Source organism: Mangrovicoccus ximenensis (assembly GCF_003056725.1).
GTDB lineage: Bacteria > Pseudomonadota > Alphaproteobacteria > Rhodobacterales > Rhodobacteraceae > Mangrovicoccus > Mangrovicoccus ximenensis.
In genome coordinates this window covers 124,988-151,793 of record NZ_QBKZ01000024.1, presented here as the reverse complement: position 1 = coordinate 151,793, position 26,806 = coordinate 124,988, and the positions used below count along the sequence as shown (strand labels likewise).

20 protein-coding genes and 4 pseudogenes are annotated in these 26,806 nt (G+C 67.9%); 11 read left to right on the top strand and 13 right to left on the bottom strand.

Annotated features, from left to right (window positions below):
- Positions 1–65 precede the first annotated feature (65 nt).
- The 3 genes from tnpB to C7T91_RS26700 are packed head-to-tail and all read right to left on the bottom strand — an operon-like array spanning position 66 to position 4,059.
- Entirely contained in the window at positions 66–257 is a 192-nt protein-coding gene (gene tnpB / locus C7T91_RS37095; RefSeq protein ID WP_108262831.1) for an IS66 family insertion sequence element accessory protein TnpB, read from the bottom strand.
- Positions 254–1,996, bottom strand: coding sequence for a hydantoinase B/oxoprolinase family protein (locus C7T91_RS26705; RefSeq protein WP_108262829.1), 1,743 nt, complete (start codon positions 1,994–1,996; stop codon positions 254–256). Before C7T91_RS26705 ends, tnpB begins: the two co-directional genes overlap by 4 nt.
- Positions 1,993–4,059, bottom strand: coding sequence for a hydantoinase/oxoprolinase family protein (locus C7T91_RS26700; protein WP_108262827.1), 2,067 nt, complete (start codon positions 4,057–4,059; stop codon positions 1,993–1,995). Before C7T91_RS26700 ends, C7T91_RS26705 begins: the two co-directional genes overlap by 4 nt.
- Before the next feature lie 229 nt (positions 4,060–4,288).
- Between C7T91_RS26700 and C7T91_RS26695 the strand changes: the two genes are divergently transcribed.
- Positions 4,289–4,933 (top strand): GntR family transcriptional regulator, encoded by a 645-nt coding sequence (locus C7T91_RS26695; protein WP_108262825.1) that lies wholly within the window; start codon positions 4,289–4,291, stop codon positions 4,931–4,933.
- Here the strand turns inward: C7T91_RS26695 and C7T91_RS26690 are convergent.
- The 3 genes from C7T91_RS26690 to C7T91_RS26680 form a co-directional block, all read right to left on the bottom strand.
- Positions 4,881–5,297, bottom strand: coding sequence for a hypothetical protein (locus C7T91_RS26690; RefSeq protein WP_108262822.1), 417 nt, complete (start codon positions 5,295–5,297; stop codon positions 4,881–4,883). The genes C7T91_RS26695 and C7T91_RS26690 overlap by 53 nt on opposite strands.
- 61 nt (positions 5,298–5,358) lie before the next feature.
- A complete protein-coding gene (locus C7T91_RS26685) occupies positions 5,359–5,841 on the bottom strand; it encodes an acetate and sugar kinases/Hsc70/actin family protein (protein ID WP_108262820.1) in 483 nt (160 codons plus the stop codon).
- Positions 5,842–5,866: 25 nt separating this feature from the next.
- Positions 5,867–6,664, bottom strand: coding sequence for a response regulator transcription factor (locus C7T91_RS26680; RefSeq protein ID WP_108262818.1), 798 nt, complete (start codon positions 6,662–6,664; stop codon positions 5,867–5,869).
- A gap of 267 nt (positions 6,665–6,931) precedes the next feature.
- Here C7T91_RS26680 and C7T91_RS26675 point away from each other — a divergent pair.
- A pseudogene (locus C7T91_RS26675) lies at positions 6,932–8,529 on the top strand (phosphoenolpyruvate carboxykinase).
- Positions 8,530–8,590: 61 nt separating this feature from the next.
- On the opposite strand, the gene C7T91_RS26670 reads toward C7T91_RS26675, so the two are convergent.
- Complete coding sequence (locus tag C7T91_RS26670) at positions 8,591–9,367, bottom strand: sulfite exporter TauE/SafE family protein (RefSeq protein ID WP_108262816.1); 777 nt, start codon at positions 9,365–9,367, stop codon at positions 8,591–8,593.
- A gap of 162 nt (positions 9,368–9,529) precedes the next feature.
- Between C7T91_RS26670 and C7T91_RS26665 the strand changes: the two genes are divergently transcribed.
- The 4 genes from C7T91_RS26665 to glpK all read left to right on the top strand — a co-directional run bounded on the left by C7T91_RS26665 (position 9,530) and on the right by glpK (position 14,937).
- A complete protein-coding gene (locus tag C7T91_RS26665; RefSeq protein WP_108262814.1) occupies positions 9,530–11,209 on the top strand; it encodes an acyl-CoA dehydrogenase family protein in 1,680 nt (559 codons plus the stop codon).
- 183 nt (positions 11,210–11,392) lie between these two features.
- Positions 11,393–12,034 carry a ribonuclease HII gene (locus C7T91_RS26660; RefSeq protein ID WP_108262812.1) on the top strand — a complete coding sequence of 214 codons (642 nt, stop codon included), beginning with the start codon at positions 11,393–11,395 and terminating at the stop codon, positions 12,032–12,034.
- Positions 12,035–12,147: 113 nt separating this feature from the next.
- A complete protein-coding gene (locus C7T91_RS26655; protein WP_108262810.1) occupies positions 12,148–13,242 on the top strand; it encodes a site-specific DNA-methyltransferase in 1,095 nt (364 codons plus the stop codon).
- Positions 13,243–13,449: 207 nt separating this feature from the next.
- Positions 13,450–14,937 (top strand): glycerol kinase GlpK, encoded by a 1,488-nt coding sequence (gene glpK / locus C7T91_RS26650; RefSeq protein ID WP_108262808.1) that lies wholly within the window; start codon positions 13,450–13,452, stop codon positions 14,935–14,937.
- 304 nt (positions 14,938–15,241) lie between these two features.
- Here glpK and C7T91_RS26645 read toward each other — a convergent pair whose 3' ends face one another.
- Entirely contained in the window at positions 15,242–16,243 is a 1,002-nt protein-coding gene (locus C7T91_RS26645) for a helix-turn-helix transcriptional regulator (RefSeq protein ID WP_161556124.1), read from the bottom strand.
- Positions 16,244–16,310: 67 nt separating this feature from the next.
- Entirely contained in the window at positions 16,311–16,631 is a 321-nt protein-coding gene (gene clpS, locus C7T91_RS26640; RefSeq protein WP_108262804.1) for an ATP-dependent Clp protease adapter ClpS, read from the bottom strand.
- A gap of 152 nt (positions 16,632–16,783) precedes the next feature.
- Here clpS and C7T91_RS26635 point away from each other — a divergent pair, with 152 nt between their 5' ends.
- Positions 16,784–17,488 carry an HAD family hydrolase gene (locus C7T91_RS26635; RefSeq protein WP_108262802.1) on the top strand — a complete coding sequence of 235 codons (705 nt, stop codon included), beginning with the start codon at positions 16,784–16,786 and terminating at the stop codon, positions 17,486–17,488.
- A 5-nt stretch (positions 17,489–17,493) separates the two neighbouring features.
- Here C7T91_RS26635 and C7T91_RS26630 read toward each other — a convergent pair whose 3' ends face one another.
- The gene (locus C7T91_RS26630; RefSeq protein WP_145963028.1) at positions 17,494–17,847 is read right to left on the bottom strand and encodes a cupin domain-containing protein; all 354 of its coding nucleotides are present in this window, start codon (positions 17,845–17,847) and stop codon (positions 17,494–17,496) included.
- Complete coding sequence (locus tag C7T91_RS26625; protein WP_236638544.1) at positions 17,844–18,356, bottom strand: sigma-70 family RNA polymerase sigma factor; 513 nt, start codon at positions 18,354–18,356, stop codon at positions 17,844–17,846. The genes C7T91_RS26630 and C7T91_RS26625 overlap by 4 nt, the downstream gene beginning before the upstream one ends.
- A 273-nt stretch (positions 18,357–18,629) precedes the next feature.
- On the opposite strand from C7T91_RS26625, the gene C7T91_RS26620 reads away from it, so the two are divergent.
- From C7T91_RS26620 to C7T91_RS38745, 4 genes and pseudogenes are all read left to right on the top strand, one after another.
- Complete coding sequence (locus C7T91_RS26620) at positions 18,630–19,925, top strand: NAD(P)/FAD-dependent oxidoreductase (protein ID WP_108262796.1); 1,296 nt, start codon at positions 18,630–18,632, stop codon at positions 19,923–19,925.
- Positions 19,922–20,674: pseudogene (locus C7T91_RS26615) on the top strand (DUF1365 domain-containing protein); the annotation flags it as partial. The gene C7T91_RS26620 and the pseudogene C7T91_RS26615, both read left to right, overlap by 4 nt.
- Positions 20,632–20,817 (top strand): annotated as a pseudogene (locus tag C7T91_RS26610) (MFS transporter); the annotation flags it as partial. The pseudogenes C7T91_RS26615 and C7T91_RS26610, both read left to right, overlap by 43 nt.
- Before the next feature lie 209 nt (positions 20,818–21,026).
- Positions 21,027–21,641 (top strand): annotated as a pseudogene (locus C7T91_RS38745) (class I SAM-dependent methyltransferase); the annotation flags it as partial.
- Between the two features lie 350 nt (positions 21,642–21,991).
- On the opposite strand, the gene C7T91_RS37090 reads toward C7T91_RS38745, so the two are convergent.
- Positions 21,992–24,046 carry a type VI secretion system Vgr family protein gene (locus C7T91_RS37090; protein ID WP_108262792.1) on the bottom strand — a complete coding sequence of 685 codons (2,055 nt, stop codon included), beginning with the start codon at positions 24,044–24,046 and terminating at the stop codon, positions 21,992–21,994.
- A gap of 66 nt (positions 24,047–24,112) precedes the next feature.
- Positions 24,113–26,800: a type VI secretion system ATPase TssH gene (gene tssH / locus C7T91_RS26595; protein WP_108262790.1), complete on the bottom strand. Its 2,688-nt coding sequence runs from the start codon at positions 26,798–26,800 to the stop codon at positions 24,113–24,115.
- Positions 26,801–26,806: the final 6 nt, after the last annotated feature.

The window sequence follows — 26,806 nt, the reverse complement described above, 5'->3', positions numbered from 1 at the left end:
CGGGACCGGCGTCCAGCGCGGCGAGGATCTGCGCCTCGCGGCTCCGGCGATGGGCGACCAGCGCGTCACCCCTGGCCGTCCCAATGCAAGAGCTTGATCCTGTCGCCTTTGCGACCGCGAAACGCGAAGACGGCGCCGCTGGCGGGCTTCTGCCGCAGGACATCCTGCGCCAGCGCGGCCAGCCCGGCGATGCCCTTGCGCATGTCGGTGGTTCCGCAGGCGAGGTAGCCCCTGACCCCTGTGCCGGGCCCGATCATGCCGCCTCGACCGCCCGGATCAGCCGCGCCAGCTCCGCCTCCGGCAGGTCCGCACGGCAGCGCAGCTGCCGCCCGTTGGCAAGCACGATCGCGACCTCGCCAGCCAAGGACGCCATCGCGGTGGCGCGGTCACCGCTGGTGCTGTCTGCGGCGGCCAGCTCCACCGGCAGGGGGCCGTAGCCGCCGCCGCCGGGCGAGACCACTTCCAGCACGTCGCCCGCCTTCATCAGGCCGTCGCCGCGCTTGAAACTGTCATTGGTCGCGGTGAAATGGCTGCCGCCGCCTTCGCCGCCGCCCAAGAGGCCCCAGCTGCGCGATTCCGTGCGGGCGATGTCGACCGAGACGCGGCAGTCTTCCGTCGCGCGGTAGACCCGCCGCAGCCCCATGCCGCCGCGCCAGGTGCCCTCGCCCGCCGAGCCGTCGACCAGCTCGTAGCGGGTCAGCACCAGCGGATATTCCAGCTCCAGCGCCTCGACGGGGAGGTTCGAGGTGTTGGTGGCATGGACATGGATGCCATCGAGCCCGTCCGCACCGCGCCGCGCCCCGCCGCCACCGCCGATGGTCTCCAGATAGACCCAGAGATTGCCCTTTTCGGGACCGCTCTCGCGGGTTCCGGCGAAAACCGCCACGGTGCAGGCCGAGTTGGTGCAGGCCATCGCGCGGTCGGGCACCGCCTTGGCGAGCGCGCCGAGCACGAGGTCGGCGACCCGCTGGCAGGTCTGGACCCGGCCGTTCACCGGCGCGGGATGGGCGCAGTTCAGGATGGACCCCTTCGGCGCCGAGACGGTCAGCGGCCGCGACAGCCCCGAATTGGGCAGGATGGTCGGATCGACCACCGACTTGACGATGTAGTAGACCGTGGCCAGCAGCGCGGTCATCGTCATGTTGATGCCCGCCCGCACCTGCGGCGGCGCGTCGAAGTCGAGATCCATGGTCTCGCCCTCGATCTTCACCGTCACTTTCAGCGGCATCGGTTCGTCGATGTCGATGCCGTCGAAGACATCCTCGAAGGAATAGGTGCCGTCGGGCAGCTGGGCGATCCCGGCGCGCATCTTGCGCTCGGCATAGTCCAGCAGCTCGTCGCCCGCCGCCAGCACCGTGCCGACGCCATGCTTGGCGCAGAGCCCCTGGAAGCGCTGCACGCCGACGCGGTTCGCCGCCATCTGCGCGCGCAGATCCGACAGGCGTTCGCGCGGGACCTGGCAGTTCAGCAGCACCAGATCCTGCACGTCCTTCTGCAGCTTGCCCGCCCGGTAGAGGCGGATCGGCGGGATGCGCAGGCCCTCCTGATAGATGTGCTCGTGGCCACGGTCGGCGAAGTCGGAATGGTGGGCGAGGTTCACCGTCCAGGCCGCCAGCGCGCCGTCGACGAAGATGGGTTCCGCCAGCACGATGTCCGGCAGGTGGGTCCCGCCGCCCATGTAGGCGTCGTTGCCGATGAAGACGTCGCCCGGCTGCATGCCGTCGATGTCATGCAGCTCCAGCACCTTCGGCACGAATTCGATGAAGCTGCCCAGATGGATCGGGATATGCTCGGCTTGGCAGAGCGTGCGGCCCTCGCGGTCGAAGAGCGCGGTGGAACAGTCGCGGCGTTCCTTGATGTTGGTCGAGTAGGAGGCGCGCACCAGCGCCTCGCCGGTTTCGTCGACGATGGAGGAAAGCGCGGAGCCGATTACCTCGACGGTGATGGGATCGAGCGTGGCCGGGCGGTCGCCGGCCGGTTTTTCGAGGCGGGTCATGCGAGGTCCAGGATCAGGTTTTCGAAAGCGTCGACGCGGGCGGCGACGCCCGGCGGCACGAGGGTGGTGGTGTCCATCTGCTCGACCACGGCCGGGCCGGCGAATTCCATGCCGGGCAGCAGCTTCTCCCGGTCGTAGATCGGGCTTTCCGTGAAGGCGCCGGTTTCCGGGAACCAGATCTCGCGCGCCCCGATCACGGCGGCGGAGGCAGCGGCATCGCCCAGCGGGCGTTCCGGCAGCTGCGCCTTCTCGACGAGCCCCAGGGCCTCGGCGCGGAAGGTCACCGCGTTGATCTTCTCGCCCTCGGCGGTGAAGCCGTAGAGCCGTTCATGCTCGGCCTCGAAGCCCGCGATCAGCTGCGCGAGGCTGTCCAGATCGAACGCGCCCGGCCCGACCGGCACCGACAGCTCGTAGTTCTGGCCCTCGTAGCGCACGTCGATGGTCAGGATCACCCGGCGCGCGGTTTCGGAGATGCCCTCGGCCTCGAACCAGGCGCCCGCCTTTGCGACCACCTCGTCCAGAGCCGTCTGGATTGCCGGGATCGACTCCGCGACCAGCGGCGTCAGGCGGGTGACCGGGAAGCTGGCGCGCAGGTCGGTCAGCAGGAGCCCCATGGCGCAGAGCGTTCCGGGCGTCCGCGGCACCAGCACGCGGGTCATGTCCAGTTCCTGCGCCAGCCGCACGGCATGGAGCGGGCCGGCGCCGCCGAAGGCCATCAGGACGTAGTCGCGCGGGTCATAGCCGCGCTGCACCGAGATCACCCGGATTGCGCGGGCCATGTTCGCCGTGACGACCGAAATGATGCCCTGCGCGGTCTCCATCACGCCCATGCCGAGACCGTCGGCCATCTTGCCGATCGCCTCCATGGCGAGGTCGCGGTGAACTTCCATGCGGCCGCCGAGAATATGGGTCGGGTTCAGCACCTGCAGCGCGATATTGGCATCGGTCACGGTCGGCTCGGCATTGCCCTTGCCGTAGCAGACCGGGCCCGGATCGGCGCCGGCGCTCTGCGGGCCAACCTTGAGGAAGCCGCCGGTGTCGATCCGCGCGATCGAGCCGCCGCCGGCGCCCACGGTGTGGATGTCGAGCATCGGCGCCTTGATCGGATAGCCGTGGACCACGGCCTCGTTTGCCTGGCTGGTCGCGCCGCCGGTCATAAGCGCCACGTCCGAAGAGGTGCCGCCCATGTCGAAGGTGATGATGTCGGGGAAGCCTGCCTGGTTCCCCAGCGCCTCGGCCGCGACGACGCCGGTCGAGGGGCCGCTGAGCACGGTGCGCACCGGCGCATCGGCAGCGGCCTCGAAGCTTGCCACGCCGCCGTTCGACTGGGTCAGGTGCGGCGCGGATTTCAGCCCCAGCTCGTCGAGCCGCAGCGACAGGCGGTGGATGTAGCGGTGCATCAGCGGGCCGAGATAGGCGTTGACCGTCGCGGTCGACAGCCGCTCGAATTCGCGGAATTCGGGGGCGATCTCGTGGCTGGTGCAGAGGAAGGCCTCGGGCAGGATCTCCGCGACGATCTCCTTGGCGCGCTTCTCGTGAGCGGCATTGATGAAGGCATAGAGGAAGCAGATGGCGACCGCTTCGACGCCTTCGGCCTTCATCGCCTCGGCGGCCCCGCGCACCGCCGCCTCGTCAAGCGGCAGCTCGACTTCGCCGGTATGCAGCAGGCGCTCGGGCACGCCGAAGCGCAGGTGGCGCGGCACCAGCGTCAGCGGCTTGTCGGCGAAGATGTCATAGAGGCTCGGACGCTTCTGGCGGCCGATTTCCAAGAGGTCGCGGAAGCCGTCGGTGGTGATCAGCCCGACCTTGGCGCCGCGGTGCTGGATCAATGCGTTGGTGGCGACGGTGGTGCCATGGCCGAAATAGCCGATCTCCTTCAGCGGCGCGTCGGTGGCGCCGCCATGGACCCGCATGCCTTCCTCGACGCCCTGCGCGATGCCGCGCGAAGGATCGTCCGGCGTCGAGGACACCTTCCAGATCTTCACCCGTCCCTCGGTCTCGTCGAACATGCAGACATCGGTGAAGGTCCCGCCGCTGTCCACGCCCACGCGCCACTTGCCCATTCTCGTCTCCGGTTGCGGAATTTCTTGCGTCTTCTCTCGTATACATGAAGAATACGCATGGCGGACGAGGATAGGAAAAACTGACATTGGGACCGGTAACTATGCCATTTGCACATTTTGAAGGCGTTTTAGCGCTACAATTGGCGCCGATCACGGCGCAATTCCCAGAAATCAGGCCACGATTCGCAAAGCCCCGTGCATTGCGCGCGCCGAATGTGAGGGTGAAGCCATGACGACCGTGATCAAGGACAGCGCCCGGGTGCGGGCCTATGACCGGATCCGGGCCGGGATCCTCAACGGCGACTTCCCGGCCGGCTCCTTCATCGAGGAGGCCCAGGCCTGCGCCCTGGCAGAGGTGTCGCGGACGCCGGTGCGCGAGGCGCTGAACCGGCTGGCGGCGGAGGGGTTCCTCGACATGCTGCCCCGGCGCGGCGCCATGGTGCGCCACGTCACCGCGCAGGAGCTGGTCGATCTCTACGGCGCGCGCAAGCTGATCGAGGGCCATGCCGCCGAGGTGATCTGCGAGTCCGGCCTCGGCGCGCCGGAGGAGATGAGGCAGCTTGCCGTGCAGATGGAGGCGACCTCGCCCGAGGATGCCCTGACGCAGGTCGAGCTGAACGGCCGCTTCCATGCCGTGCTGATGGCGCATTGCAACAACCAGATCCTGATCCGCATGGCCGAGAGCCTGTCGGCGAGCGTGACCCGGATCGGCTTCTCGGCCTTCTCGATCGACCAGGACCGCAAGGCGGTGATCGACCGCGAGCACCGCGCGCTGATCGAGGCGCTCGATGACGGCGATGCCGCCCGCGCCCGCGAGATCCTCAAGCTCCACCTCGAAGCTCCGGCGCATATCCTGGCGAAGCTCCCCCGCTAGGTTCCCAGCCCGGGGCGCTGCATGTGCCGGACACGGAAAGCGCCGCCGCGGCGCGGCCCGGATGATGCCGGCCCCCTGCGCCGGCCCGCCACGCAGCGCTCGCAAGGCCCGCGAGCGCCTCCGCGCCGCCGCTGCCGAAGATCAGGTCGTCGCCGTCGCTGCCCGACAGCGCCATCGCCGCGAGCATCGCGCCGGTCCAGACCGTGCCGTCCTCGAAGCGGATCTCGCGGATCGCCATGGCCGGGTCCGGACCGGTGCCAAGATCCAGCCGGTCCGCGGTACCGGCGATTTCCAGGGTGACGGTCTCGCGCCCGCGCACCAGCTGCACGTCCTCCGGCACGAGGCCCGCGCCCATCAGCACCACGTTCGCGCCTGCGGCATCCTCGATCCGGTCCTGGCCGCTGCCGCGCCCGAAGCGGTAGGCGTCATCGCCGCCCTGCCAGCCCCGCCTGCGCCAGGCCGAGCCGGTCCGGCAGGCCGTCTAGGCCGATGGCCGCGAGGAAGTCCTCCTGCCAGCCGCCGTGATCCGCGATCCAGGGCCATTTCACCGCCAGCGCACAGGCAGACAGGGCCCGGCGGCCGGTGGCGCGGCGCGTCAGGTGGTCGACCAGATCCTCGGCGCGGCCCAGCCGGAGCCAGAGATCGGGGCAGCGCCTCTTCAGCCAGAGGAGTTTCGCCACCTGCATTTCGGGCGACATGCGCCCTCCCTGCAGACGGATCAGCCGGTGGCCGGTGGCCGTGCAGATCGCGGCCTCTTCCGCGGCCCGGCGGTCGCACCAGGCAATGGTGTCGCGCCCGCCCTCGGGGAGCGGCAACGGCGCGCCGCTGCGGTCTGACAGCACCAGCGAGCAGGTTGCCCCGAAGGCCAGCCCCTTTACCGCCGGCACCGCAATGCCGCTCGAGGCCATGGCGCCGGGGGGCGCCGCCCGGCGGTCAGGACCCGGCGGCGGCCGGGCGGGGGGAATAGCGGTAGCCGATGCCGTAAAGCGTCTCTATCGCGCTGAAGTCGGGGTCCACGGCGCGCATCTTCTTGCGCAACCGCTTGATATGGCTGTCGATCGTGCGGTCGTCGACATAGATGTTGTCGTCATAGGCGACGTCCATCAGCTGGTCGCGCGACTTCACGACGCCGGGGCGCTGCGCCAGCGCGACGAGCAGCTGGAATTCGGTGGCGGTCAGCGTGACCGGCGCGCCACGCCAGGTGACGGAGTGCCGTTCGGGGTCCATGCTGAGTTCCCCCCGGACCATCGTCGCGGTCTCCGCGTCCGGCTCGGGCTGCGCCGCCGGAGCGGCGGGGGCGGGGGCTGCATCCAGATGGCGGCGGGCGCGGCGCAGGTTGGCGCGGATGCGCTCCAGCAGCAGCCGCTGGGCAAAGGGCTTGTGCACGTAGTCGTCGGCGCCGAGCCGGAGTCCCAGCGCCTCGTCGATCTCGTCGTCGCGGCCGGTGACCATGATGATCGGGAAGTCCCATGCGGTCCGGATCCGGCGGACCAGCTCCATCCCGTCCATGCCGGGCATCACCAGATCGATCAGCGCGATGTCGGGGACGTTCGCGGCCATGCCGTCATAGGCGGATTGGCCGTCGGGATAGGCATCGACCGCGTAGCCTTCGGCTTCGAGCATCAGCGCCACGGTCTTCATGATCGATGGATCGTCCTCGACCACCGCCGCGCGTATCCGCGGCCGGGAATCCTGTTGTCGCGAAACCGACCCTGTTGCCGTACCGGCCATGATGCACCCCCAAATAGACTTGTGATTCGCTATTCCCACCCGGGGCTTTCTACCGTGGGGGTTCCAAACGAATTGCTAACCGGGCTGGGGGTTAAGCAAGTTTGCGCAAACATGTACGTGGTTGCGCTAACTCGTAAAATCCGTCCTATTCACCGGTTTTTAGGTCATGTTATACGACCTGTACGTCAATTCTGCGGTCCCGTTCGCATGGACCGGCCAGCGCGTAACGCGTTTCACCCGCAGTATGCGGAACTCAGGAGCTACGAGATGGACATCGGACGTGTGAACCCGGCGCACAAGCTGGAAGACCAGGGCATTGCCGGGCTCGGCACCGTTTACTACAACCTGACGGAGTCCGCGCTTGTCGAGGCGGCCCTGAAGCGCGGCGAAGGCGAGCTGGGCCAGGGCGGCACCTTCCTCGTCTCCACCGGCAAGTTCACCGGCCGCTCGCCGAAGGACAAGCACGTCGTCAAGACCGAGTCCGTCGCCGACACCATCTGGTGGGAGGCAAACGCCGAAATGTCCCCGGCCGGGTTCGACGCGCTCTATGCCGACATGCTCGAGCACATGAAGGGCAAGGACATGTTCGTCCAGGATCTCTTCGGCGGCGCCGATCCCGAGCATCGCCTCGATGTCCGCATGGTGACCGAGCTCGCTTGGCACAACCTGTTCATCCGCCACCTGCTGCGCCGTCCGTCGCGCGAGGAGCTGGACGGGTTCGCGCCCGAGTTCACCATCATCAACGTGCCGTCCTTCAAGGCCGATCCGCCAAGCATGACTGCAAGTCCGAGACCGTCATCGCGCTGAACTTCGACAAGAAGGTCATCCTGATCGGCGGCACCGAATATGCCGGCGAGAACAAGAAATCCGTGTTCACGCTGCTCAACTACATCCTGCCCGAGAAGGGCGTGATGCCGATGCACTGCTCGGCGAACCACGCCAAGGGCAACCCGGTCGACGCAGCGATCTTCTTCGGCCTGTCCGGCACCGGCAAGACCACGCTTTCGGCGGATCCGGACCGCGTGCTGATCGGCGACGACGAGCATGGCTGGTCCGAGCGCGGCACCTTCAACTTCGAGGGCGGCTGCTACGCCAAGACGATTTCCCTGTCCCCCGAGGCGGAGCCGGAGATCTACGCGACCACCAAGAAGTTCGCGACCGTCATCGAGAACATGGTCTACGACAAGGAGACCAAGGAACTCGATTTCGAGGATGACAGCCTGACGCCGAACATGCGCTGCGCCTACCCGCTGGACTACATCTCCAACGCGTCGGAGACCGGTCTGGGCGGCCATCCCAAGAACATCATCATGCTGACCTGCGACGCCTTCGGCGTGCTGCCGCCGATCGCGCGGCTGACCCCGGCGCAGGCGATGTACCACTTCCTGTCGGGCTTCACCTCGAAGATGGCCGGCACCGAGCGCGGCGTGACCGAGCCGCAGCCGGTCTTCTCGACCTGCTTCGGCGCGCCCTTCATGCCGCGCCGCCCGGAAGTCTACGGCAACCTGCTGCGCGACAAGATCGCCAAGCACGGCGCGACCTGCTGGCTGGTCAACACCGGCTGGACCGGCGGCGCCTACGGCACCGGCTCGCGCATGCCGATCAAGGCGACCCGCGCGCTGCTGACCGCCGCGCTCGACGGCTCGCTGAACGAGGCGACCTTCCGCAAGGATCCGAATTTCGGCTTCGACGTGCCGGTCACCGTGCCGGGCGTGGATGCCGGGCTGCTGGACCCGCGCTCGACCTGGGCGGACAAGGACGGCTACGACGCCAACGCGGCCAAGCTGGTGAAGATGTTCTCGGACAACTTCGAGCAGTACCTGGCGCATATCGACGAAGACGTGAAGGCCGTCGCCATCGGCTGACCGCCCGCCGCATCGCGATGAAACAAGGAGGCCCCGGGTCAAGCCCGGGGCTGCCGCATGTCTAGAGGCCGGCGATGCCGCGCCGCACCAGGTTCAGCCCGGCCAGGATCAGCACGACCAGCGTGCAGCGGCGGAACAGCTGCTCGTCCATCCGGCCGCGCGCCTGCATGCCGACGAAGAGCCCGGCCATCGCCGGGACCACCATCGCCGCGCTGAGCGGCAGCGTCTGGGCGTTCAGCACGCCGGAGCGCAGATGCGCCAGCGCCAGCACGCAGGCCCCGGCGAAATAGACCACGCCCTGCACCCGCACGGATTCGTCCTTGGTCGCGCCGCTGGCCGACAGATAGGCCACGGTCGGCGGCCCCCAGACCCCCGACAGCCCGCCGATCACCCCGGCGACCGTGCCGACGGCGATCTCGATCCGCGTCTTCAGATGCGGCGGCACGCTGAGCCGCCGCCCGGTCAGCTGCCAGATCGCGAAGCCGGTGATCGCGCCCCCCAGCGCCAGGAACAGCAATGTCTGCGGCAGGACCGAAACCAGCTGCGCCGAGAGCGCGATGAAGGCCAGCACGATGGCGATGTAGCGCCAGTAGCGCTTCGCCGCGTCTGCGGCATGGTCCAGCCCGCCGCCGAAGGCCTGGATCACGTTGGTCACCAGAGTCGGGATGATCAGCAGCGCCAGCGCGAACTCGCCGGGCAGGAAGGTGGCAAGGCCCGAGATCATGATCATCGGCATGGCAAAGCCCGTCGCGCCCTTCACGAAGGCGGCCAGGACGGTGATTGCAACTGCAGCAACCGCGCCGGCGGGACCGGTCGGCCAGAATAGTGTAAGATCCATGAAACGTCCTTTCGGACTCAGGCATATCCGCATCGGACAGCCTGTGCAGCGCAAATCCGGTACGACATTTTATATCCTTTTGGAGTATACAATTGAAAATATCTTGCGCTGCGACTGCGAAATGATTAGACGGCCCTGACTGAACAGCGAAGGAACCGAACGATGCCCCATGACGGACAGAGCCTGCCCGCGGACGTCTCCACGATCCTCCCCGATCTTCTCGAGCTGACCGCCGCCGCGGTCGCCCCCGCCGAGGCCGTGCTGGCCAAGGCGAAGGAGGCGCTGAAGGCCAAGGTTACCGAGGAGGGCCGCATTTCCGGCAAGCTCCTCGAGCTTCACCAGTCCTCCGCCCACGGCCTTGCCTGGCTGGCCACCTATGTCGAGGCGCTGCGCCAGATGCGCGCCTGGGCCGGGCGTCTGAGTGACGAGGGCAAGCTCGGCGAGATCGAGCAGCTGATCCTCCAGATCGGCTTCGGCGAGTATCTGAGCCAGATCGAGGGCGGCATCCCGATGTGGCAGGCCGAGTTCTTCCGCCTGCGCGACCTGGGGCTGGACGCGTCCGGGCTTGGCACCGATGCCGTCGCGGCGCTGATGGCCGGGGGCAACACCACCCAGGCCCGCGTCCGTCTCGTCGAGCTGATGCAGGAGCAGTCGGCGAACACCACGCTGGGCAATTGCGGCCTCGACGAAGAGCTGGAGATGATCCGCGAGCAGTTCCGCCGCTACGCGCTCGACAAGGTCATCCCGCATGCCCATGAGTGGCACCTGAAGGACGAGCTGATCCCGATGGAGGTCATCGAGGAGCTCGCCGGGATGGGCGTCTTCGGCCTGACCATTCCCGAGGAATACGGCGGTTTCGGCCTGTCGAAAGCCTCGATGTGCGTCGTCTCCGAGGAGCTGTCGCGCGGCTATATCGGCGTCGGCTCGCTTGGCACCCGCTCGGAAATCGCGGCAGAGCTGATCATCTGCGGCGGCACCGAAGCGCAGAAGGAAAAATGGCTGCCGCAGCTCGCCTCGGGCGAGACACTGCCGACCGCGGTCTTCACCGAGCCGAATACCGGCTCGGACCTCGGCAGCCTGCGCACCCGCGCGGTGAAGGGCGAGGACGGCGACTGGACGGTGACCGGCAACAAGACCTGGATCACCCATGCGGCGCGCACCCATGTCATGACGCTGCTGGCGCGGACCAATCCGGAGACCTCGGATTACAAGGGCCTGTCGATGTTCCTGGCGGAGAAGACCCCGGGCACCGACGAAGAGCCGTTCCCGACCCCCGGCATGACCGGCGGCGAGATCGAGGTTCTGGGCTATCGCGGCATGAAGGAATACGAGCTCGGCTTCGACGGGTTCAAGGTCAAGGGCGAGAACCTGCTGGGCGGCGTCGAGGGCCAGGGCTTCAAGCAGCTGATGGAGACCTTCGAATCCGCGCGCATCCAGACCGCGGCCCGCGCCATCGGCGTGGCGCAGTCGGCGATGGACGTCTCGATGCAATACGCCATCGACCGCAAGCAGTTCGGCAAGTCGCTGATCGATTTCCCGCGGGTGGCCGGCAAGCTCGCCATGATGGCCGTCGAGATCATGATCGCACGTCAGCTGACATACTTCTCCGCCTGGGAGAAGGACAACGGCCACCGCTGCGACCTCGAGGCCGGGATGGCCAAGCTGCTCGGCGCCCGCGTCGCCTGGGCCTGCGCCGACAACGGCCTGCAGATCCATGGCGGCAACGGTTTCGCGCTGGAATACCAGATCAGCCGCCTGCTCTGCGATGCACGGATCCTCAACATCTTCGAGGGCGCCGGCGAAATTCAGGCCCAGGTGATCGCGCGCCGCGTCCTGGGGTGAGGTTGTTTCTGGACATATTCGCAAAATCGACATACAACTAGAACGTGCCACGCTCGTGCCAACCACGTGAGTTCAGGCACGCGCCCCGGTCGGAAACGGTCGGGGCATCCTTTTATCCACAACCTGCTTTGGTCCGCGGCGCGGATCGGGTAGGGGCGGCGGAGACCGATGAAAGGATCCGCCATGGCCGGCCCAGCGAAACTTGTCCCCAGCTTCGATCCCGAGCGCACGCTCTGCGGCGATCCGCGGCTGATCCGCATCGCCGGTGTGGACGAGGTCGGGCGCGGCCCGCTTGCCGGGCCGGTCACCGCGGCGGCGGTGCGGCTCGATCCTGAGCGGGTGCCCGCGGGGCTGAACGACTCCAAGGCGCTCAAGCCGGCGCAGCGCGAGGCGCTGGCGACGGAGATCCTGGCAGTGGCCGATGTCTGCATCGCCCATGCCAGCGTCGAAGAAATTGATGAAATCAATATCTTGCAGGCCACGTTCCTGGCGATGCGCCGGGCGGTCTCCGGGCTTTCGGCGGTGCCGGACCATCTGCTGATCGACGGCAACAAGGTGCCGCCGGGGATGCCGTGCCCGGCCGCGCCTCTGGTCAAGGGCGACGCCAAATCGCTCTCCGTCGCGGCTGCGTCCATCGTCGCGAAAGTGGCCCGCGACCGGATCATGGCGGAGCTTGCCGCCGAATGTCCCGGCTATGGATGGGAGCGGAACGCGGGTTACCCCACGAAGGCACATGTTGTTGCGCTGAAGTCACTGGGGATAACACCATATCACCGCAGATCCTTCGGTCCCGTACACAAGATATTGTGCGGTGACACAGAATAGAGATTGGCTCTAACGTCTTGAAGCGGAAAAGAAATTGACTGCGACTCGCGACTGACTCATGTTATCCACAATAACAGCGTGGATAACCGCGCGTCCGCGAGGCAGATCGAACAATGAAAAGAACCAAGTCTGAGGGCATGTCGCTGCCTCTCAACGAAATCATGTTGGGTGATTGCATCGAGATCATGAACCGGATGCCCGAAGCTTCCGTCGACCTGATCTTCGCAGATCCGCCCTACAACCTGCAGCTTCGCGGGGATCTCCACCGGCCGGATAATTCCAAGGTCGACGCCGTGGACGATCACTGGGACCGCTTCGACACTTTCGCGGCCTATGACCGGTTTACCCATGCCTGGATGGAGGCCGCGCGCCGCATCCTGAAGCCGAACGGCGCGATGTGGGTGATCGGCAGCTATCACAACATCTTCCGCGTCGGCGCGGCGCTTCAGGACCAGGGATTCTGGATCCTCAACGACGTGGTCTGGCGCAAGTCGAACCCGATGCCGAACTTCCGCGGCAAGCGGCTGACCAACGCGCATGAGACGCTGATCTGGGCGTCGAAATCGGAAAACTCGAAATACACGTTCAACTACGAGGCCGTGAAGGCCATGAACGACGACGTGCAGATGCGCTCGGACTGGGTGATCCCGATCTGCACCGGCCACGAGCGGCTGAAGGACGACGCGGGCAACAAGGCGCATCCGACCCAGAAGCCCGAGGCGCTTCTCCACAGGGTGCTGGTCGCGACGACCAATCCCGGCGACGTGGTGCTCGACCCGTTCTTCGGCACCGGCACGACCGGCGCCGTGGCCAAGCGGCTGGGCAGGGACTTCATCGGCATCGACCGCGAGGAGGCCTATGCCGAGGTGGCCCGCAAGCGGATTGCCAAGGTGCGCAAGGCCACCAGCGACGCGCTGGAGGTCACCAAGGGCAAGCGGGCCGAGCCGCGCGTGCCCTTCGGGCAGCTGGTCGAGCGCGGCATGCTCCAGCCCGGCGACGTGCTGTTCTCGCCGCGCAACCAGACCGCCAAGGTCCGCGCCGACGGCACGCTGATCGCCTCCGACTGCAAGGGGTCGATCCACCAGGTCGGCGCCGCGCTCGAGGGCTCGCCCTCCTGCAACGGCTGGACCTACTGGAGCTACAAGCGCGACGGGGTCATGGTCCCGATCGATGTCCTGCGCCAGCAGATCCGCGCGGAAATGAAGTAAGCAATTTCAAACAAAAAAACGAGGGACAGCCGCGACCCCGCAAAGGGGCGCGCACCATCGCCTGTGACTGGCGGGGGCTCCGGCCTCCGCCATTTTTTTCGGTCGGTGCGGGGCGGGGCGCGCGGGAAATCGGCGCAGCCCCTTGCCCGCCGTGAATTGGTCGACCAATTTACCCGCAATCAGGAAACCGGAAGCGGAACAGCCGACATGACCCATATCCTCGCCATCGACCAGGGCACCACCTCCACCCGCGCCATCCTGTTCGGCGCGGACATGGCGCCCGGCGCCATGGCGCAGGAGGAATTCGCCCAGCATTATCCGGACAATGGCTGGGTGGAGCATGATCCGGCGGATATCTGGGCCACGGTGCGCTCGACCTGCAAGGGGGCGCTGGACAAGGCCGGGATCGGCGCGGCGGACGTCACTGCGATCGGCATCACCAACCAGCGCGAGACCGTCGTGGTCTGGGACCGCGAAACCGGCGCGCCCGTCTACAACGCCATCGTCTGGCAGGACCGCCGCACCGCGAAATGGTGCCACGAGCTGCACGAGGCCGGGCACGAGGCACTGGTTGCGGAGAAGACCGGGCTGCTGCTCGATCCGTATTTCTCCTCGACCAAGCTGGCCTGGATCCTCGACAATGTCGACGGCGCGCGGGACAAGGCCGAGGCGGGCAAGCTGCTCTTCGGCACCATCGACACGTTCCTGATCTGGAAGCTCACCGGCGGCCGTGCCCATGTCACCGACGCGACCAATGCCTGCCGCACGATGCTCTACGACATCCACAAGGGCGGCTGGTCGACCTCGCTCTGCGAGCTCTTGCGCATCCCGATGAACATGCTGCCCGAGGTGCTGGACAGCGCCGCCGAGTTCGGCACCACCGACCCGGAGGTCTTCGGCGCCGCCGTGCCGATCCTCGGCGTGGCTGGCGACCAGCAGGCGGCGACGATCGGCCAGGCCTGCTTCGAACCGGGGATGCTGAAATCGACCTACGGCACCGGCTGCTTCGCGCTGCTCAATACCGGCGCCGAACCGGTGCAGTCCGGCCACCGCCTGCTGACCACCATCGCCTACCAGTTCGACGGCAAGCCCACCTATGCGCTCGAAGGCTCGATCTTCGTCGCCGGCGCGGTGGTGCAATGGCTGCGCGACGGGCTGAAGATCATCGACAGCGCCGGCCAGACCCAGGGCATGGCCGAAGAGGCCGATCCGCACCAATCGCCGATCCTGGTCCCGGCTTTCACCGGGCTCGGCGCGCCCTATTGGAATCCCGATGTCCGCGGCGCTGTCTTCGGGCTGACGCGCAATTCGGGGCCGGCGGAATTCGCCCGCGCGGCGCTGGAAAGCGTCGGCTACCAGACCCGCGACCTCTTGGAGGCGATGCATGCCGACCTGCCGGCGAAGGAGACCGACCCGGTGCTGCGCGTCGATGGCGGCATGGTGGCCAGCGACTGGACCATGCAATTCCTTGCCGACATTCTCGATGCGCCGGTCGACCGGCCGGAAATCACCGAGACCACGGCGCTCGGCGCTGCCTGGCTCGCGGGGATGAAGGCCGGGGTCTATCCCGACCAGGCGGAATTCGCGAAACGCTGGGCGCTGGAGCGCCGCTTCGAGCCGGCCATGAAGCCGGAGGCCCGCGAGGCGAAATACGAGGCGTGGAAACGCGCCATTGCCGCGGTGCAGGCAGCATGATCGCGCCGTTCTCCCTCCGCCTGCCGGGCGACATCCGCTTCGGCCGCGGCACCGCCGCCGGGGCGCTGCCCGAGATCGCGTCGCTGGCGGGCCGCATCCTCGTCATCCATGGCCGGGACGCGGGACAACGGTCCCGTCCGCGCCACCGCGCCTGCAGGGCGGTTCCCGGTCCGGGGGCCCGGCAGGCACGGACGGCCGGACGGCAACGGCAAGGGCGGGACAGTCCCCCGCAGGCCCGCCCTTGCCGCACATCCGCGCCGCCATTTACCAACCCCGCCTTATCCGGCTTGCAGAAACAGCTCCTTTACCTCCGCCGACCTAGACTGCCCCCTGCCGGTCCGCAGCCCAGCGCAGGCCGGGCGGCCGTCATATCCGCCCGCAAGCCGCTCGGGCGTCCGGCCAGATGTGGGGGACTGACCAGGTGGGTGCTTACGGGGATCGTGCGGCCTTCGCGGAAACGGCGCTGGAAGGCATGTCCTCCGGGATGGCCCTGATCGGCGCGGATGGCGTCCTGCGCTGGCACAACGCGGCCTTCGCCCGGCAATTGCGTCGGCAGGACCCCGCCGGGATCGCCGGCTGTGCGGCCGAGACGCTGTGGCAGGACGGCGACCGGGACGATTTCCGGGCCTTCGCTGCCGCGCTGTGGCAGCGCGACGCCCCGTCGGACAGCCTGGTCCTGGCCGCCGGGTGCCCCGCGGCGCATGTCGCGGCGCAGCCCGCTCGGGGTGGCGCCGAAGGCGCGGCGGAATTCCCGGCTGAACCGCGCCTGGTCCGAGAATCCGCAGGCAAAGGCGATCTCGCCGACACCCAGATGGTCCCGGTCCGGGTCCTCCAGCATCTGCCGCGCCATCTGCAGGCGCCGCTCCTCGATCGAGCGGCGCACCGTCGTGCCCTCGCGCGCGAAGACCCGGTTGAGATGGCGCTGCGAGATGTTCAGCGCCGCGGCGATCGCGGCGGCCGACAGCGCCGGATCGCCCAGATGGTCGGCGATCCAGGCCTGGGCGCAGAGGAAATGGGTCGCGCGGCGTGCCTCTCTGCCCTGCGGGCGCCGCCCGAAGAGCTCGGCGATCAGCCCCAGGCCGTGATCGTGCAGCTCGGCCTCGTCCGCGGGGCGGGCCCGGTCGAGGAAGACCAGCGCGGCGGCATAGCCGATGCCGGGCTCGGTCCGGGCGGCGATGCCGCGCGCGGCGCAGTCGGCATGGAGCCGTGCGGAGGAGGAAATGACATCGATCCGCTCGGGCGAGACGCCCGGCAGGACCGGCGGTTCGGAGGGGTCGAAGACAGCGATGCGGCCGGCATCAGGCATCGGCGCTGCGCCCGTCTCGAGGGCCAGGGAAACACGTTTCAGCATGTGGGGGCGGGCGGCGGGGCCGCTATTCCTTTTCCATTGTGCATTGCAGCGGATGCTGGTGGCGGCGGGCGAAATCCATCACCTGCCCCACCTTGGTCTCCGCCACCTCGAAGGAGAACACGCCGACGACGGCGACGCCCTTCTTGTGGACGGTCAGCATCAGTTCGAAGGCCTGGCTGTGGCTCATGCCGAAGAACCGTTCGAGCACGTGCACGACGAACTCCATCGGCGTGTAGTCGTCGTTCAGGATCAGCACCTTGTAGAGCGGCGGACGCTTGGTCTTCGGCCGCGTCTTGGTGATGACCCCGGTGTCGTTGTCGGTCTTGCCGTCCTTGCCGGACATGATCGGGTCGATTAGAGGCACTTACGCGGGCTCCGGAGCTCTTCTAATTCTCTCAGGTGCAGCACAATATACGCCGGCGCCCCGATGATGAAAGGGGTTTGCGCCGCCATGGTGACACTAGTTACCGAGTCGGTCCCGAGAATAGGTGGCAAATGGTCAAGAATGTTACAACGGTGGCCTTCGATGCGGATGACACGCTGTGGCACAACGAGCAGTTCTTCAAGCTGACGGAGGCGCGATTCGCGGAGCTTCTCGCCGATTACGCCGGGCAGGACCACCTGGCCGAGCGCCTCCTGGCGGCGGAACGGCGCAATCTCGGCCCCTACGGCTACGGCATCAAGGGCTTCATGCTGTCGATGATCGAGACCGCGCTCGAAGTCACCGAGAACCGCGTCCCCGGCAAGGTGATCCAGGAGATCATCGAGGCCGGCCAGGAGATGCTGCGCCATCCGATCGACCTGCTGCCCCATGCCCGCGAGGCGGTCGAGGCGGCCGCCGGAACGCACCGGGTGCTGCTGATCACCAAGGGCGACCTTCTCGACCAGGAACGCAAGCTCGCGCAGTCGGGCCTGGGCGACCTGTTCGACGGGGTGGAGATCGTCTCTGAGAAATCCGAGGCGACCTACCGCGCGGTCTTCGCCCGCCACGGCCAGGACCCGGAGCGGGCGCTGATGGTCGGAAATTCGCTGCGCTCGGACATCCTGCCGGTGATCGGCATCGGCGGCTGGGCGGCCTTCGTGCCCTATCACCTGAGCTGGGCGCTGGAACATGCCGAGGCGCCCGAGGGCCATCCGCGCTACCGCGAGCTGGCAGATCTCGGCGCCCTGCCCGGCATGCTGCACCCGGACGGAGACTGACGCGCCTAGCCGCTGCGCGCGGCCATCGCCGCGGTGTCGCGGAACATGATGCGCTGGCGGCCGGTCTCGATCAGCCCCTCGCGCTTGAGCCGCGACAGCGCCCGCCGGCGCGGGGTGCCGTCGGGGCGGCTGGCGATCATTGCCATGCAGGCGTCGAGGCTGCCGTCGTCCATGGCTGCCGGTGCCATGCCGTCGAGCAGCGCGCCGCCGACCGCGTCGAAGCTTTCCAGCCGCGCGCGCGCCTCGTCCGACAGCGACACATGCGCTGCGACGACGAGGTCGAACACCTCCGGCAGGCGGCCGGTGGCATAGGCCAGCAGGAGGTCCTCCGGCAGGATATGCGTCACGTCTTGGGTCAAGGCCTGGTGATCTCCCGTCTCAGGCGGTCGAGCGCCAATCTAATGCGGGATTTGATCGTGCCAAGGGGCAGGCCGGTCAGGTCTGCAATTTCTCCGTGTGTCATTTCGGAGAAATACGCCCGCTCGACCAGTGCGCGCTGCTTTTCCGGCAGGCGCTTCACCGCGGCGGCCAGCGCGCGGCTCTCCTGCTGGAAGGCCAGCGCATCGGCCTGGTCGGGCTCGGCCTCGGGGCCCCAGGGCAGTTCTTCGGGGTCCGGGCGGGCGGCGCGCCGGGCCATGTCGATGCGGCGGTTGCGGGCGATGGCGTAGATCCAGGCGGCCAGGCTGGCGCGCGACGGGTCGAACATCGCCGCCTTGTTCCAGACAGTGGCCATCACCTCCTGGGCGCATTCCTCGGCGGTGGCCGGATCGCTGCCGGATTTCATCAGCATGCCCTTCACCCGCGGCGCGAAGTGGCGGAACAGCTCGGCAAAGGCCTCCTGGTCGCGGTCGTCGCGGATGCGGCGCATCGCGCCGAGCCAGGCGTCGTCCTGGGTCCTTGGGATCTGGGTCTTGGGGATGCGCGCGGCCACGGCCTGCCTCGGATGTCCTTCCTGTGCGGTCGGATCCAGCTTGGGAGATCGGCTCATGTCCTGCAAGATGTCTGTTCCCCGTCGCGGTTCCCTGTCCATGCGGACCCCCGCAACCGGAACGGCCCGGCGCGCGAATTGTTCCCGGAAAATTTGTGATCCATCCGGCCGGCCCGGCCGTACCCAAGCCGACACGGAAAAAAGGACCGGGACATGGCAGCAGACGGAACGGGCGCGCCGCGGCGCGTGGCGGTGATCGGCGGGGGCATCTCCGGCATGGGCGCGGCGCTCGGGCTGTCGCCCTGGCACAAGGTCACCCTGTTCGAGGCGTCGTCCCGGCTCGGCGGCCATGCCAATACCGTGCTGGGCGGCAGGCGCGGCGACCAGCCGGTCGATATCGGCTTCATCGTGTTCAACCGGGTGAACTATCCGCAGCTGACCCGGCTCTTTGCCGAACTCGAGGTGCCGGTGGCGCCCGCAGCCATGACCTTCGGCGTGTCGATCGGCGGCGGGCAGCTGGAATATGCGCTGCAGGACATGGGCGCGCTCTTCGCGCAGCGCCGCAACCTGGCCCGCCCGGCCTATTGGCGGATGCTGCGCGACGTCCTGCGCTTCAATGCCCGCGCCGGGCGCTATGCCGATGACGACAGCCTGACCGTGCGCGCGATGCTGGAGGACCTGGGCAGCTCGGACTGGTTCCGCGACTACTATCTGCTGCCCTTCTCGGGGGCGATCTGGTCGACTCCGGTGCGCGAGGTGCTGGACTTCCCGGCGGCGGCGCTGGTGCGGTTCTTCCAGAACCACCACCTGCTGGACACCAAGGGCCAGCACCAGTGGTACACGGTCGAGGGCGGCTCGCGCGAATATGTCTCGCGGCTGGAGCAGCTGCTGGCGCGGCGCAATGCCGAGATCCGCACCAATGCACAGGTCGATGCCGTGCTGCGCGAGGACGGCCTTGTCCGGGTGAAGGCTGCGGGCGGCGACTGGGAGGTCTTCGACGACGTGGTCTTCGCCACCCATGCCGATGACACGATCCGCATGATCGCCGATCCGGCGGAGGAGGAGCTGTCCTCCGTCGGCCGGATCGCCTACCAGCCGAACGACGTGGTGCTGCATTCCGACACGTCGCTGATGCCGCGGCGGCGCAAGGCCTGGGCCTCCTGGGTCTACACCGAGGGCCGCGAGGGGCCGGGCGAGCGGATCGGGCTGACCTACTGGATGAACTCGCTTCAGCCGATCCCGATGGATGACCCGCTGTTCGTCAGCCTCAACAGCGACCGGGCGATCGACCCGGCCAAGGTGCATCACATGGCGACCTTCCGCCATCCGGTCTACACCACGGACACGCTGCGCGCGCAGCAGGCGGTGCATCGGATCAACGGCCGCCGCAACACCTGGTTCTGCGGCGCCTGGCTGAAGAACGGCTTCCACGAGGACGGGCTGTCGACCGGCTTGGCGGTCGCGTCGGGGATCGGTGCGGCGGAGCCTGCCGGCCGGAGCGCGGCGTGACCCGGGCCGAGCACCTGCACGGCGAGACCTTCCATGGCCGCGAGGGCCAGGTGGAGAACGCCTTCCGCTATGGCGTCGACTACGTGATCGTCGATCCCGAGGCGTGCGAGGGGCCGCGGCTGTTTTCCCGCAACCGCGCCAACCTGACTTCGCTGCATGACGCCGACCATGGCGGAGCGCCCGGACAGGGGCGCGGCCTCGCCTGGCTGCGCGAGGTTCTGGCGGCCCACGGGCTCGAGGCCTGCGACGGGCGGGTGCTGCTCCTGGCGCAGCCGCGGGTCCTCGGCCATGTCTTCAACCCGGTCAGCTTCTGGCTCTGCCATGACCGGGAGGGCGGGCTGCGCGCGGTGGTGGCGGAGGTGTCGAACACCTATGGCGACCGGCATTCCTATCTGGTGCACCATCCCGACCAGCGGCCGATCGGCCCGCAGGACCGGCTGGAGGCGCGCAAGATCTTCCATGTCTCGCCCTTCCTGCCGATCGAGGGCGGCTATGCCTTCCGCTTCGACATCCGTCCCGGCCGGATCGGCATCTGGATCGACTACCGCTCGCAGAAGGGCCGGCTCTTCGCCACGCTGACCGGGCCGCGCCGCCCGCTGAGCTCGCGCGGCATCCTCGCCATGTGCCTGCGCCGCCCCTTCGGCTCGCGCCGGGTGCTGGGGCTGATCTACTGGCAGGCGCTGAAGCTGCGCCTCAAGGGCGCGGGCTGGCATGTCCGTCCCGAGCCGCCCGCCGAGCCTTCCTGTCGGTGGCGGGGCTGCCGATCTACCTGCATGCGCCGAAATTCTACGTCGACAGCTACGGCGTGCCGCTGGCCGCGCTCGGCGCGGTGCTGGCCGGGCTGCGGCTGGTCGATCTGGTGCAGGACCCGTTTTTCGGCTGGCTCGCCGACCCTGGCGCGGCGGCTGATGGCGGCGGCCGAAACCCGCGCGCGGGAGCTCGGCATCCGCGTGCTGCGGCTCGACACCAACAGCGCGCTGCCAGAGGCGGTCGCGCTCTACCGCCGCGACGGCTGGACCGGGATCCCGCGGTTCAACGACGACCCCTATCCCGACCTGTTCTTCGAAAAGACGCTCTGAGCGCCGCGGAACCCGTGCTAGGATGCTGCAGGGGCAGGTCCCTCCCGGATCTGCCGCTCCGCCACCGGAGGACAGCATGTCGGCGCAGACAGGCCATGACGCGTGGAGCGCAGGCCGGAGCTATGACCATTACATGGGACGCTGGAGCCGGCAGATCGCCGACCAGTTCCTCGATTGGCTGGACCCGCCGGACGGGGCCGACTGGATCGAGGCGGGATGCGGCACCGGCGCGCTGACATCTGCCATCCTGCGGAGCTGCGCCCCGGCCTCGATTCTGGCCACCGATGCCTCGGAGGAGTTCATCGCCCATGCGCATGTGGCGATCGGCGATCCGAGGGCGCGGTTCCGGACCGCCGATGCGCGGGCGCTGCCGACGGCACCGCGGAGCATGGATGCCGCAACCTCGGGCCTCATGCTGAATTTCGTCTCCGACCCTCCGGCGGCGCTCGGCGAGATGCGCCGGGTGCTGCGTCCGGGCGGGCTTCTGTCCTTCTATGTCTGGGATTATCCCGGCGGCGGAACCGGCTTCATCGACGCCTTCTGGAAAGCCGCGGCCGCGATCGACCCGGAGGCTGCCGCGATGGACGAGGCCGCACGGTTTCCGATGTGCACGGCCGAAGGGCTGGCCGCGCTCTGCGCCGGAGCAGGCATCGGCGGCGCGAAGATCGTTTCGCTGGAAATCGCCACGCGGTTCGAGGATTTCGAGGCGTTCTGGCATCCCTTCACCTTGGGGGCCGGACCGGCGCCGGGCTATTGCGCGCATCTCGCTGCGGACCGGCGCGCCGCGCTGAAGGCGCTGCTGGCGGAGCGGCTGGACCGCGGCGGAGCGATCGAGCTCCGAGCCCGGCCAGCACCTCGCCGACCGGTGCGCTGGCGGGCAGCGGCAGCTTCGTCGCCAGCTTGGCATTGGCGCCCGCCAGCAGCCGCATCGCCGGGTCGGCGGGGATTTTCTTCAGGTCTGCGAAGCGCTCGTCCATTGCCATTGCCTCAGTTGATCAGCGTCATGCCGCCCTTGAGGATCAGGAGCCCGTCGCCCTTCACCGTGGTCATCGGCGATTTCGCCTCCAGCATCGCGGTCGCCTGGATCTTGATCATCGGCCCCTTGATCGTCACGCCGGTCGGGTCGATCTTGATCGAGCTCGGCCCCACCTTCATCTCGATGCTCTGCATCGCCTCCTCGGCGATCTTGCCGGCCGAGCATTTCAGCGAATAGTTCCCGGTGTTCAGCGTCGTGGTCATGTTGCCCATCTTGACGTCGCGGGTGACATTGCCCTGCTTGACGGTCAGCGCGACATTGCCCTGCACCGTCTCGGTCTGCTTGCCCTTCGAGACCTCCATCGTCTGGTCGCCCTTCGCCACCGTGAAGGAATGGTTGCCGTCGGTCACCGTCTCGGTCAGGTCGTCATGCACGGTCAGCGTCATGCTGCCCGGGTCCTTCTTGGCCGATCCCACGGTGATCGTCGCATCGTTCTTGACGATCTGCTCGTAATTCGTCTCGGCCTGGAAGCGGACCAGCTCCTTGTTCTTGGCATCGTCGAACATCAGCTCGTTGAAGCCGCCGCCGCCCTTCGAGGAATTGGTCTTGATCCCCGACTGGGTCTTGGCGCCGTCGAGCCCCCAGGGCGGCATCGTGTCGGCATTGTAGAGCATGCCCGTGACCAGGGGCCGGTCGGGATCGCCCTCCTCGAACTGCACGACGACCTCCTGGCCGATCCGGGGAATGTGGATCATGCCCCAGTTCTTGCCGGACCAGGGCGTCATGTGGCGCACCCAGCAGGTCGAGGTCTCGTCCGCGCCGCCCAGCCGGTCCCAGTGGAACTGGATGCGGATGCGGCCGTATTTGTCGGTATGGATCTCCTCGCCCGACGGACCGGTCACGATCGCCGTCTGCACCCCCGCGATGGCCGGGCGCGGCGTCACCTGCGGCGCGCGGTAGGGCACGGATTTCGGCAGGGCGCGCAGCTGCACGTCGACATGGTCGTCATCCGGGTTGCCGTCCCCGCGCAGGATGCGCCGCCCGGCGCCGATGCCGCTGCCGGCGGTGGGGTCGAATTTCCGCGCGGCGATGGCGGTATGGGTCAGGCCGATCACCACGAATTCCTCGGATTTCGCCGTGCGCTCGTGGCGGTCGAGCTTCAGCGTGCCGCCGCAGGTCACCGCCGCGACATTGCTGCCGCCCGAAAAGGTCGAATGCCGCCAGGCGCGGCTTTCCATCTTCACCTTGGCATAGCGGTCGCCGTCGCCGGTCTCGGCATAGAGGCCGGGATAGTCGTAGACCTCGAGATCCTTGAGCGAATGCTTGCCCTTCGGGATCGCCTTCAGCGCGGTCAGGTCGGCGCGCGGCTTCTCGAAGTCGAAATCCGCCAGCGTCACCTTGCCCGAGGGCGCGGCCTCGGCCTCTTCCCAGGCATAGACATGGTCGGACTGGATGTTGGTCGCGACATCCTTGAATTCAAGCGGCAGCTTTGCCGGGATCGGCGAATGCGCCGAGGCGCTGTCGGCCAGGACCATCTTGGTGCTGCTGTCCTGATGCTCGAAGAAATAGTAGATCCCCTCCTCCTCCATCAGCCGCGAGACGAAATCGAGGTCGCTCTCGCGGTACTGGACGCAGATGGTGCGGGTGCGGAAGCTCTCCGAGGTGCGGTCGGTCAGGTCGCCGGAGAAGCCGTAATCGGAAATCACCTCCTTGATGATCTCGAGCGCGGTCTTCTCCTGGAAGACCCGGCAGTCGCTGCTGCGCCCGAGGAACCACAGCCATGGCCGGATCTCGAGCGTGTAGAGCGCGTGGCCCTTGTGGCTGCCGAGCGCCTCGGCCGAGATCACATGGCCGCTGAACTTCTTTTCCGGCCCCTCGCTGCGGTGCAGCGTGATGCCGATGGAGGTGCCGACCAGATCGCCGAGCTTCACGGTCTTCTCGGGATGGACGAAATCCACGCGCAGCTCGCTGAGGGTGCTGAAGCCCTCGGTCATGACAAGCGCCACCGGCAGGGCCTTCTCGCCCAGCACGCTGGTCATGGTCATCGGCTGCGTCGTCTCGGCCATGGGACCGTTCCTTTCCGTGTTCCTGTCCCGCAGGGCGCGGCGCGCGCCCCGCGAGGGGGGCCTGCCCTAGTCGAAGGCGTAGGTGAATTCGCTGCCGCTGACATCGATCTCCACCTTGCTGACCTCCTCTCCCGCGATCATCCGCATGAGAAATTCGCGGCTGATGTCGGGCAGCATGGTGTTGGTGACGATAGCATCGATCATGCGCCCGCCCGAGTCCAGTTCCTGGCAGCGCGAGACGATGGTCTCGACGACGCCCTCGCTGTAGCCGAAGGGCACGCCATGGGTGGCCTCGACGCGCTTGCGGATGCGGTTGAGCTGCAGCTTGGTGATCTCGCCCAGCATCGCGGGGCTGAGCGGGTAATAGGGGATGGTGACGATCCGGCCCAGCAGAGCCGCCGGGAAGACCTTGAGCAGCGGTTCGCGCAGCGCCTTGGCGATGCCCTCGGGCGCGGGCATCAGGTCCGGGTCGGCGCACATGTCCATGATCAGCTCGGAGCCGACATTCGACGTGAGCAGGATCAGCGTGTTGCGGAAATCGATCTGCCGTCCCTCGCCGTCTTCCATCATCCCCTTGTCGAAGACCTGGAAGAACAGCTCGTGCACGTCGGGATGCGCCTTCTCGACCTCGTCGAGCAGCACCACCGAATAGGGCTTGCGCCGCACCGCCTCGGTCAGAACGCCGCCCTCGCCATAGCCGACATAGCCCGGCGGCGCTCCCTTCAGGCTCGAAACCGTATGCGCCTCCTGGTACTCGCTCATGTTGATGGTGATGACGTTCTGCTCGCCGCCATAGAGCACCTCGGCCAGCGCCAGCGCGGTCTCGGTCTTGCCGACGCCCGACGTGCCCGCCAGCATGAAGACGCCGATCGGCTTCGACGGGTTGTCGAGCCCGGCGCGGCTGGTCTGGATGCGCTTGGCGATCATCTGCATCGCGTGGTCCTGGCCGATGACGCGCTTGGCCAGGTGGGTGTCCAGATCCAGCACCGTCTGCATCTCGTCGCGGACCATCCGGCCCACGGGGATGCCGGTCCAGTCGCCGACCACGCCCGCCACTGCCTGGGCATCGACGATCGGCAGGATCAGCGGGCTCTCGTCCTGCAGTCCCGCCAGCTCGGCATTCGCCGCGCGCAGATCCGCCAGCGCCGCCTCGCGCTCTTCCGGGCTCATCGGCGAGCCCTCTGCCGCCTCGTCCTCGACCGCGGCGCCGCCTTCGCGCAGCTTCGCCCTGAGTTCGAGGATGCGCGCGACAACCGCCTTCTCGGCCTCCCAGCGGGATTCCAGGTCCGCAAGCCGTGCCTGTTCCTCTTCCTCGGCATGCAGGATCGCGGCGCGGCGCTCGGCCACGTCCTGCCCGGCGCTCTCGTCCCGGGCGATGATGGCCAGCTCGGTCTCGAAGGCCTCGAGCCGCTTCCTGGCATCATCCACCTCGGCGGGCACCGCATGCTGGCTGACCGCGACGCGGGCGCAGGCGGTGTCGAGCACGCTCACCGACTTGTCCGGCAGCTGCCGCGCCGGGATGTAGCGCGCCGACAGGCTGACCGCCGCCTCGAGCCCCTCGTCGAGGATCTGCACCTTGTGATGCGCCTCCAGCATCGAGGCGATGCCGCGCATCATCATCACCGCGCGGGCGATGTCGGGCTCCTCGACCTGCACCACCTGGAAGCGCCGGGTCAGCGCCGGGTCCTTCTCGATATGCTTCTTGTACTCGGCCCAGGTCGTGGCGCCGATGGTGCGGAGGGTGCCCCGCGCCAGCGCCGGTTTCAGCAGGTTCGCGGCATCGCCGGTGCCCGCCGCGCCGCCGGCGCCGACCAGCGTGTGGGTCTCGTCGACGAACATGACGATCGGCACGGGGCTGGCCTGCACCTCCTCGATCACCTGGCGCAGCCGGTTCTCGAACTCGCCCTTCATCGAGGCCCCGGCCTGCAGGAGCCCGACATCGAGCGACAGCAGCCGCGCCTCCCGCAGCGCGGGCGGCACATCGCCCCGCGCGATCCTGAGCGCGAAGCCCTCGACCACCGCGGTCTTGCCGACCCCCGCCTCGCCGGTGAGGATCGGGTTGTTCTGGCGGCGGCGCATCAGGATGTCGACGATCTGGCGGATTTCGGCATCGCGTCCGACGATCCGGTCGATCTTGCCGTCCCGGGCCTGCTGGGTCAGGTCGGTGCAGAACTGCGCCAGCGCCTCCTGCTTGCCGAGCTGCGCCGAATGCATCGCCCCCGAGGCCGCGCCGGGATCGTCGCCCATCGAGGAGCCGTCCTGCGCCCGCAGGCTTTCCTCGGGCGAGCCCGAGGTGACGGACGCGAAATTCTCGACGAGGTCATCGACCTTGATCTTGGCGAATTCGCGGCTGATCCCGAGCAGGATGTTGCGCAGCGCGGGCGTCTTCATCATGCCGATCACCAGATGGCCGGTGCGGACATGGGCGGTCCCGAATTGCAGCGAGCCGTAGAGCCAGCCCCATTGCACCGCATCCTCGATATGCGCGCTCAGATCGCTGATCGAGGCGGCGCCGCGCGGCAGCTTGTCGAGCGCCGCGGTCATGTCGCGGGCAACCGCCGAGGGCTCCAGCTTGCAGTGCTCCATGATCCTGTGCAGGTCGCTGTCGGGCTGCTGGACGATCTGGAACAGCCAATGAACCAGCTCGACATAGGGATTGCCCCGGAGCTTGCAGAAGACCGTCGCCTCGTCGATGGTCTTGTATCCCAGTGTGTTGAGCTTGCCGAACAATGCCGCGCGGCTGATTTCCGCCATGGGTCC

Bases quoted from the DNA above. Each gene is read 5' to 3' on its own strand.
- tnpB (WP_108262831.1), bottom strand. From the start codon at position 257: ATGATCGGGCCCGGCACAGGGGTCAGGGGCTACCTCGCCTGCGGAACC.
- C7T91_RS26705 (WP_108262829.1), bottom strand. From the start codon at position 1,996: ATGACCCGCCTCGAAAAACCGGCCGGCGACCGCCCGGCCACGCTCGAT.
- C7T91_RS26700 (WP_108262827.1), bottom strand. From the start codon at position 4,059: ATGGGCAAGTGGCGCGTGGGCGTGGACAGCGGCGGGACCTTCACCGAT.
- C7T91_RS26695 (WP_108262825.1), top strand. From the start codon at position 4,289: ATGACGACCGTGATCAAGGACAGCGCCCGGGTGCGGGCCTATGACCGG.
- C7T91_RS26685 (WP_108262820.1), bottom strand. From the start codon at position 5,841: ATGGCCTCGAGCGGCATTGCGGTGCCGGCGGTAAAGGGGCTGGCCTTC.
- C7T91_RS26680 (WP_108262818.1), bottom strand. From the start codon at position 6,664: ATGGCCGGTACGGCAACAGGGTCGGTTTCGCGACAACAGGATTCCCGG.
- C7T91_RS26670 (WP_108262816.1), bottom strand. From the start codon at position 9,367: ATGGATCTTACACTATTCTGGCCGACCGGTCCCGCCGGCGCGGTTGCT.
- C7T91_RS26665 (WP_108262814.1), top strand. From the start codon at position 9,530: ATGCCCCATGACGGACAGAGCCTGCCCGCGGACGTCTCCACGATCCTC.
- C7T91_RS26660 (WP_108262812.1), top strand. From the start codon at position 11,393: ATGGCCGGCCCAGCGAAACTTGTCCCCAGCTTCGATCCCGAGCGCACG.
- C7T91_RS26655 (WP_108262810.1), top strand. From the start codon at position 12,148: ATGAAAAGAACCAAGTCTGAGGGCATGTCGCTGCCTCTCAACGAAATC.
- glpK (WP_108262808.1), top strand. From the start codon at position 13,450: ATGACCCATATCCTCGCCATCGACCAGGGCACCACCTCCACCCGCGCC.
- C7T91_RS26645 (WP_161556124.1), bottom strand. From the start codon at position 16,243: ATGCCTGATGCCGGCCGCATCGCTGTCTTCGACCCCTCCGAACCGCCG.
- clpS (WP_108262804.1), bottom strand. From the start codon at position 16,631: ATGTCCGGCAAGGACGGCAAGACCGACAACGACACCGGGGTCATCACC.
- C7T91_RS26635 (WP_108262802.1), top strand. From the start codon at position 16,784: ATGGTCAAGAATGTTACAACGGTGGCCTTCGATGCGGATGACACGCTG.
- C7T91_RS26625 (WP_236638544.1), bottom strand. From the start codon at position 18,356: ATGCGCCGCATCCGCGACGACCGCGACCAGGAGGCCTTTGCCGAGCTG.
- C7T91_RS26620 (WP_108262796.1), top strand. From the start codon at position 18,630: ATGGCAGCAGACGGAACGGGCGCGCCGCGGCGCGTGGCGGTGATCGGC.
- C7T91_RS37090 (WP_108262792.1), bottom strand. From the start codon at position 24,046: ATGGCCGAGACGACGCAGCCGATGACCATGACCAGCGTGCTGGGCGAG.
- tssH (WP_108262790.1), bottom strand. From the start codon at position 26,800: ATGGCGGAAATCAGCCGCGCGGCATTGTTCGGCAAGCTCAACACACTG.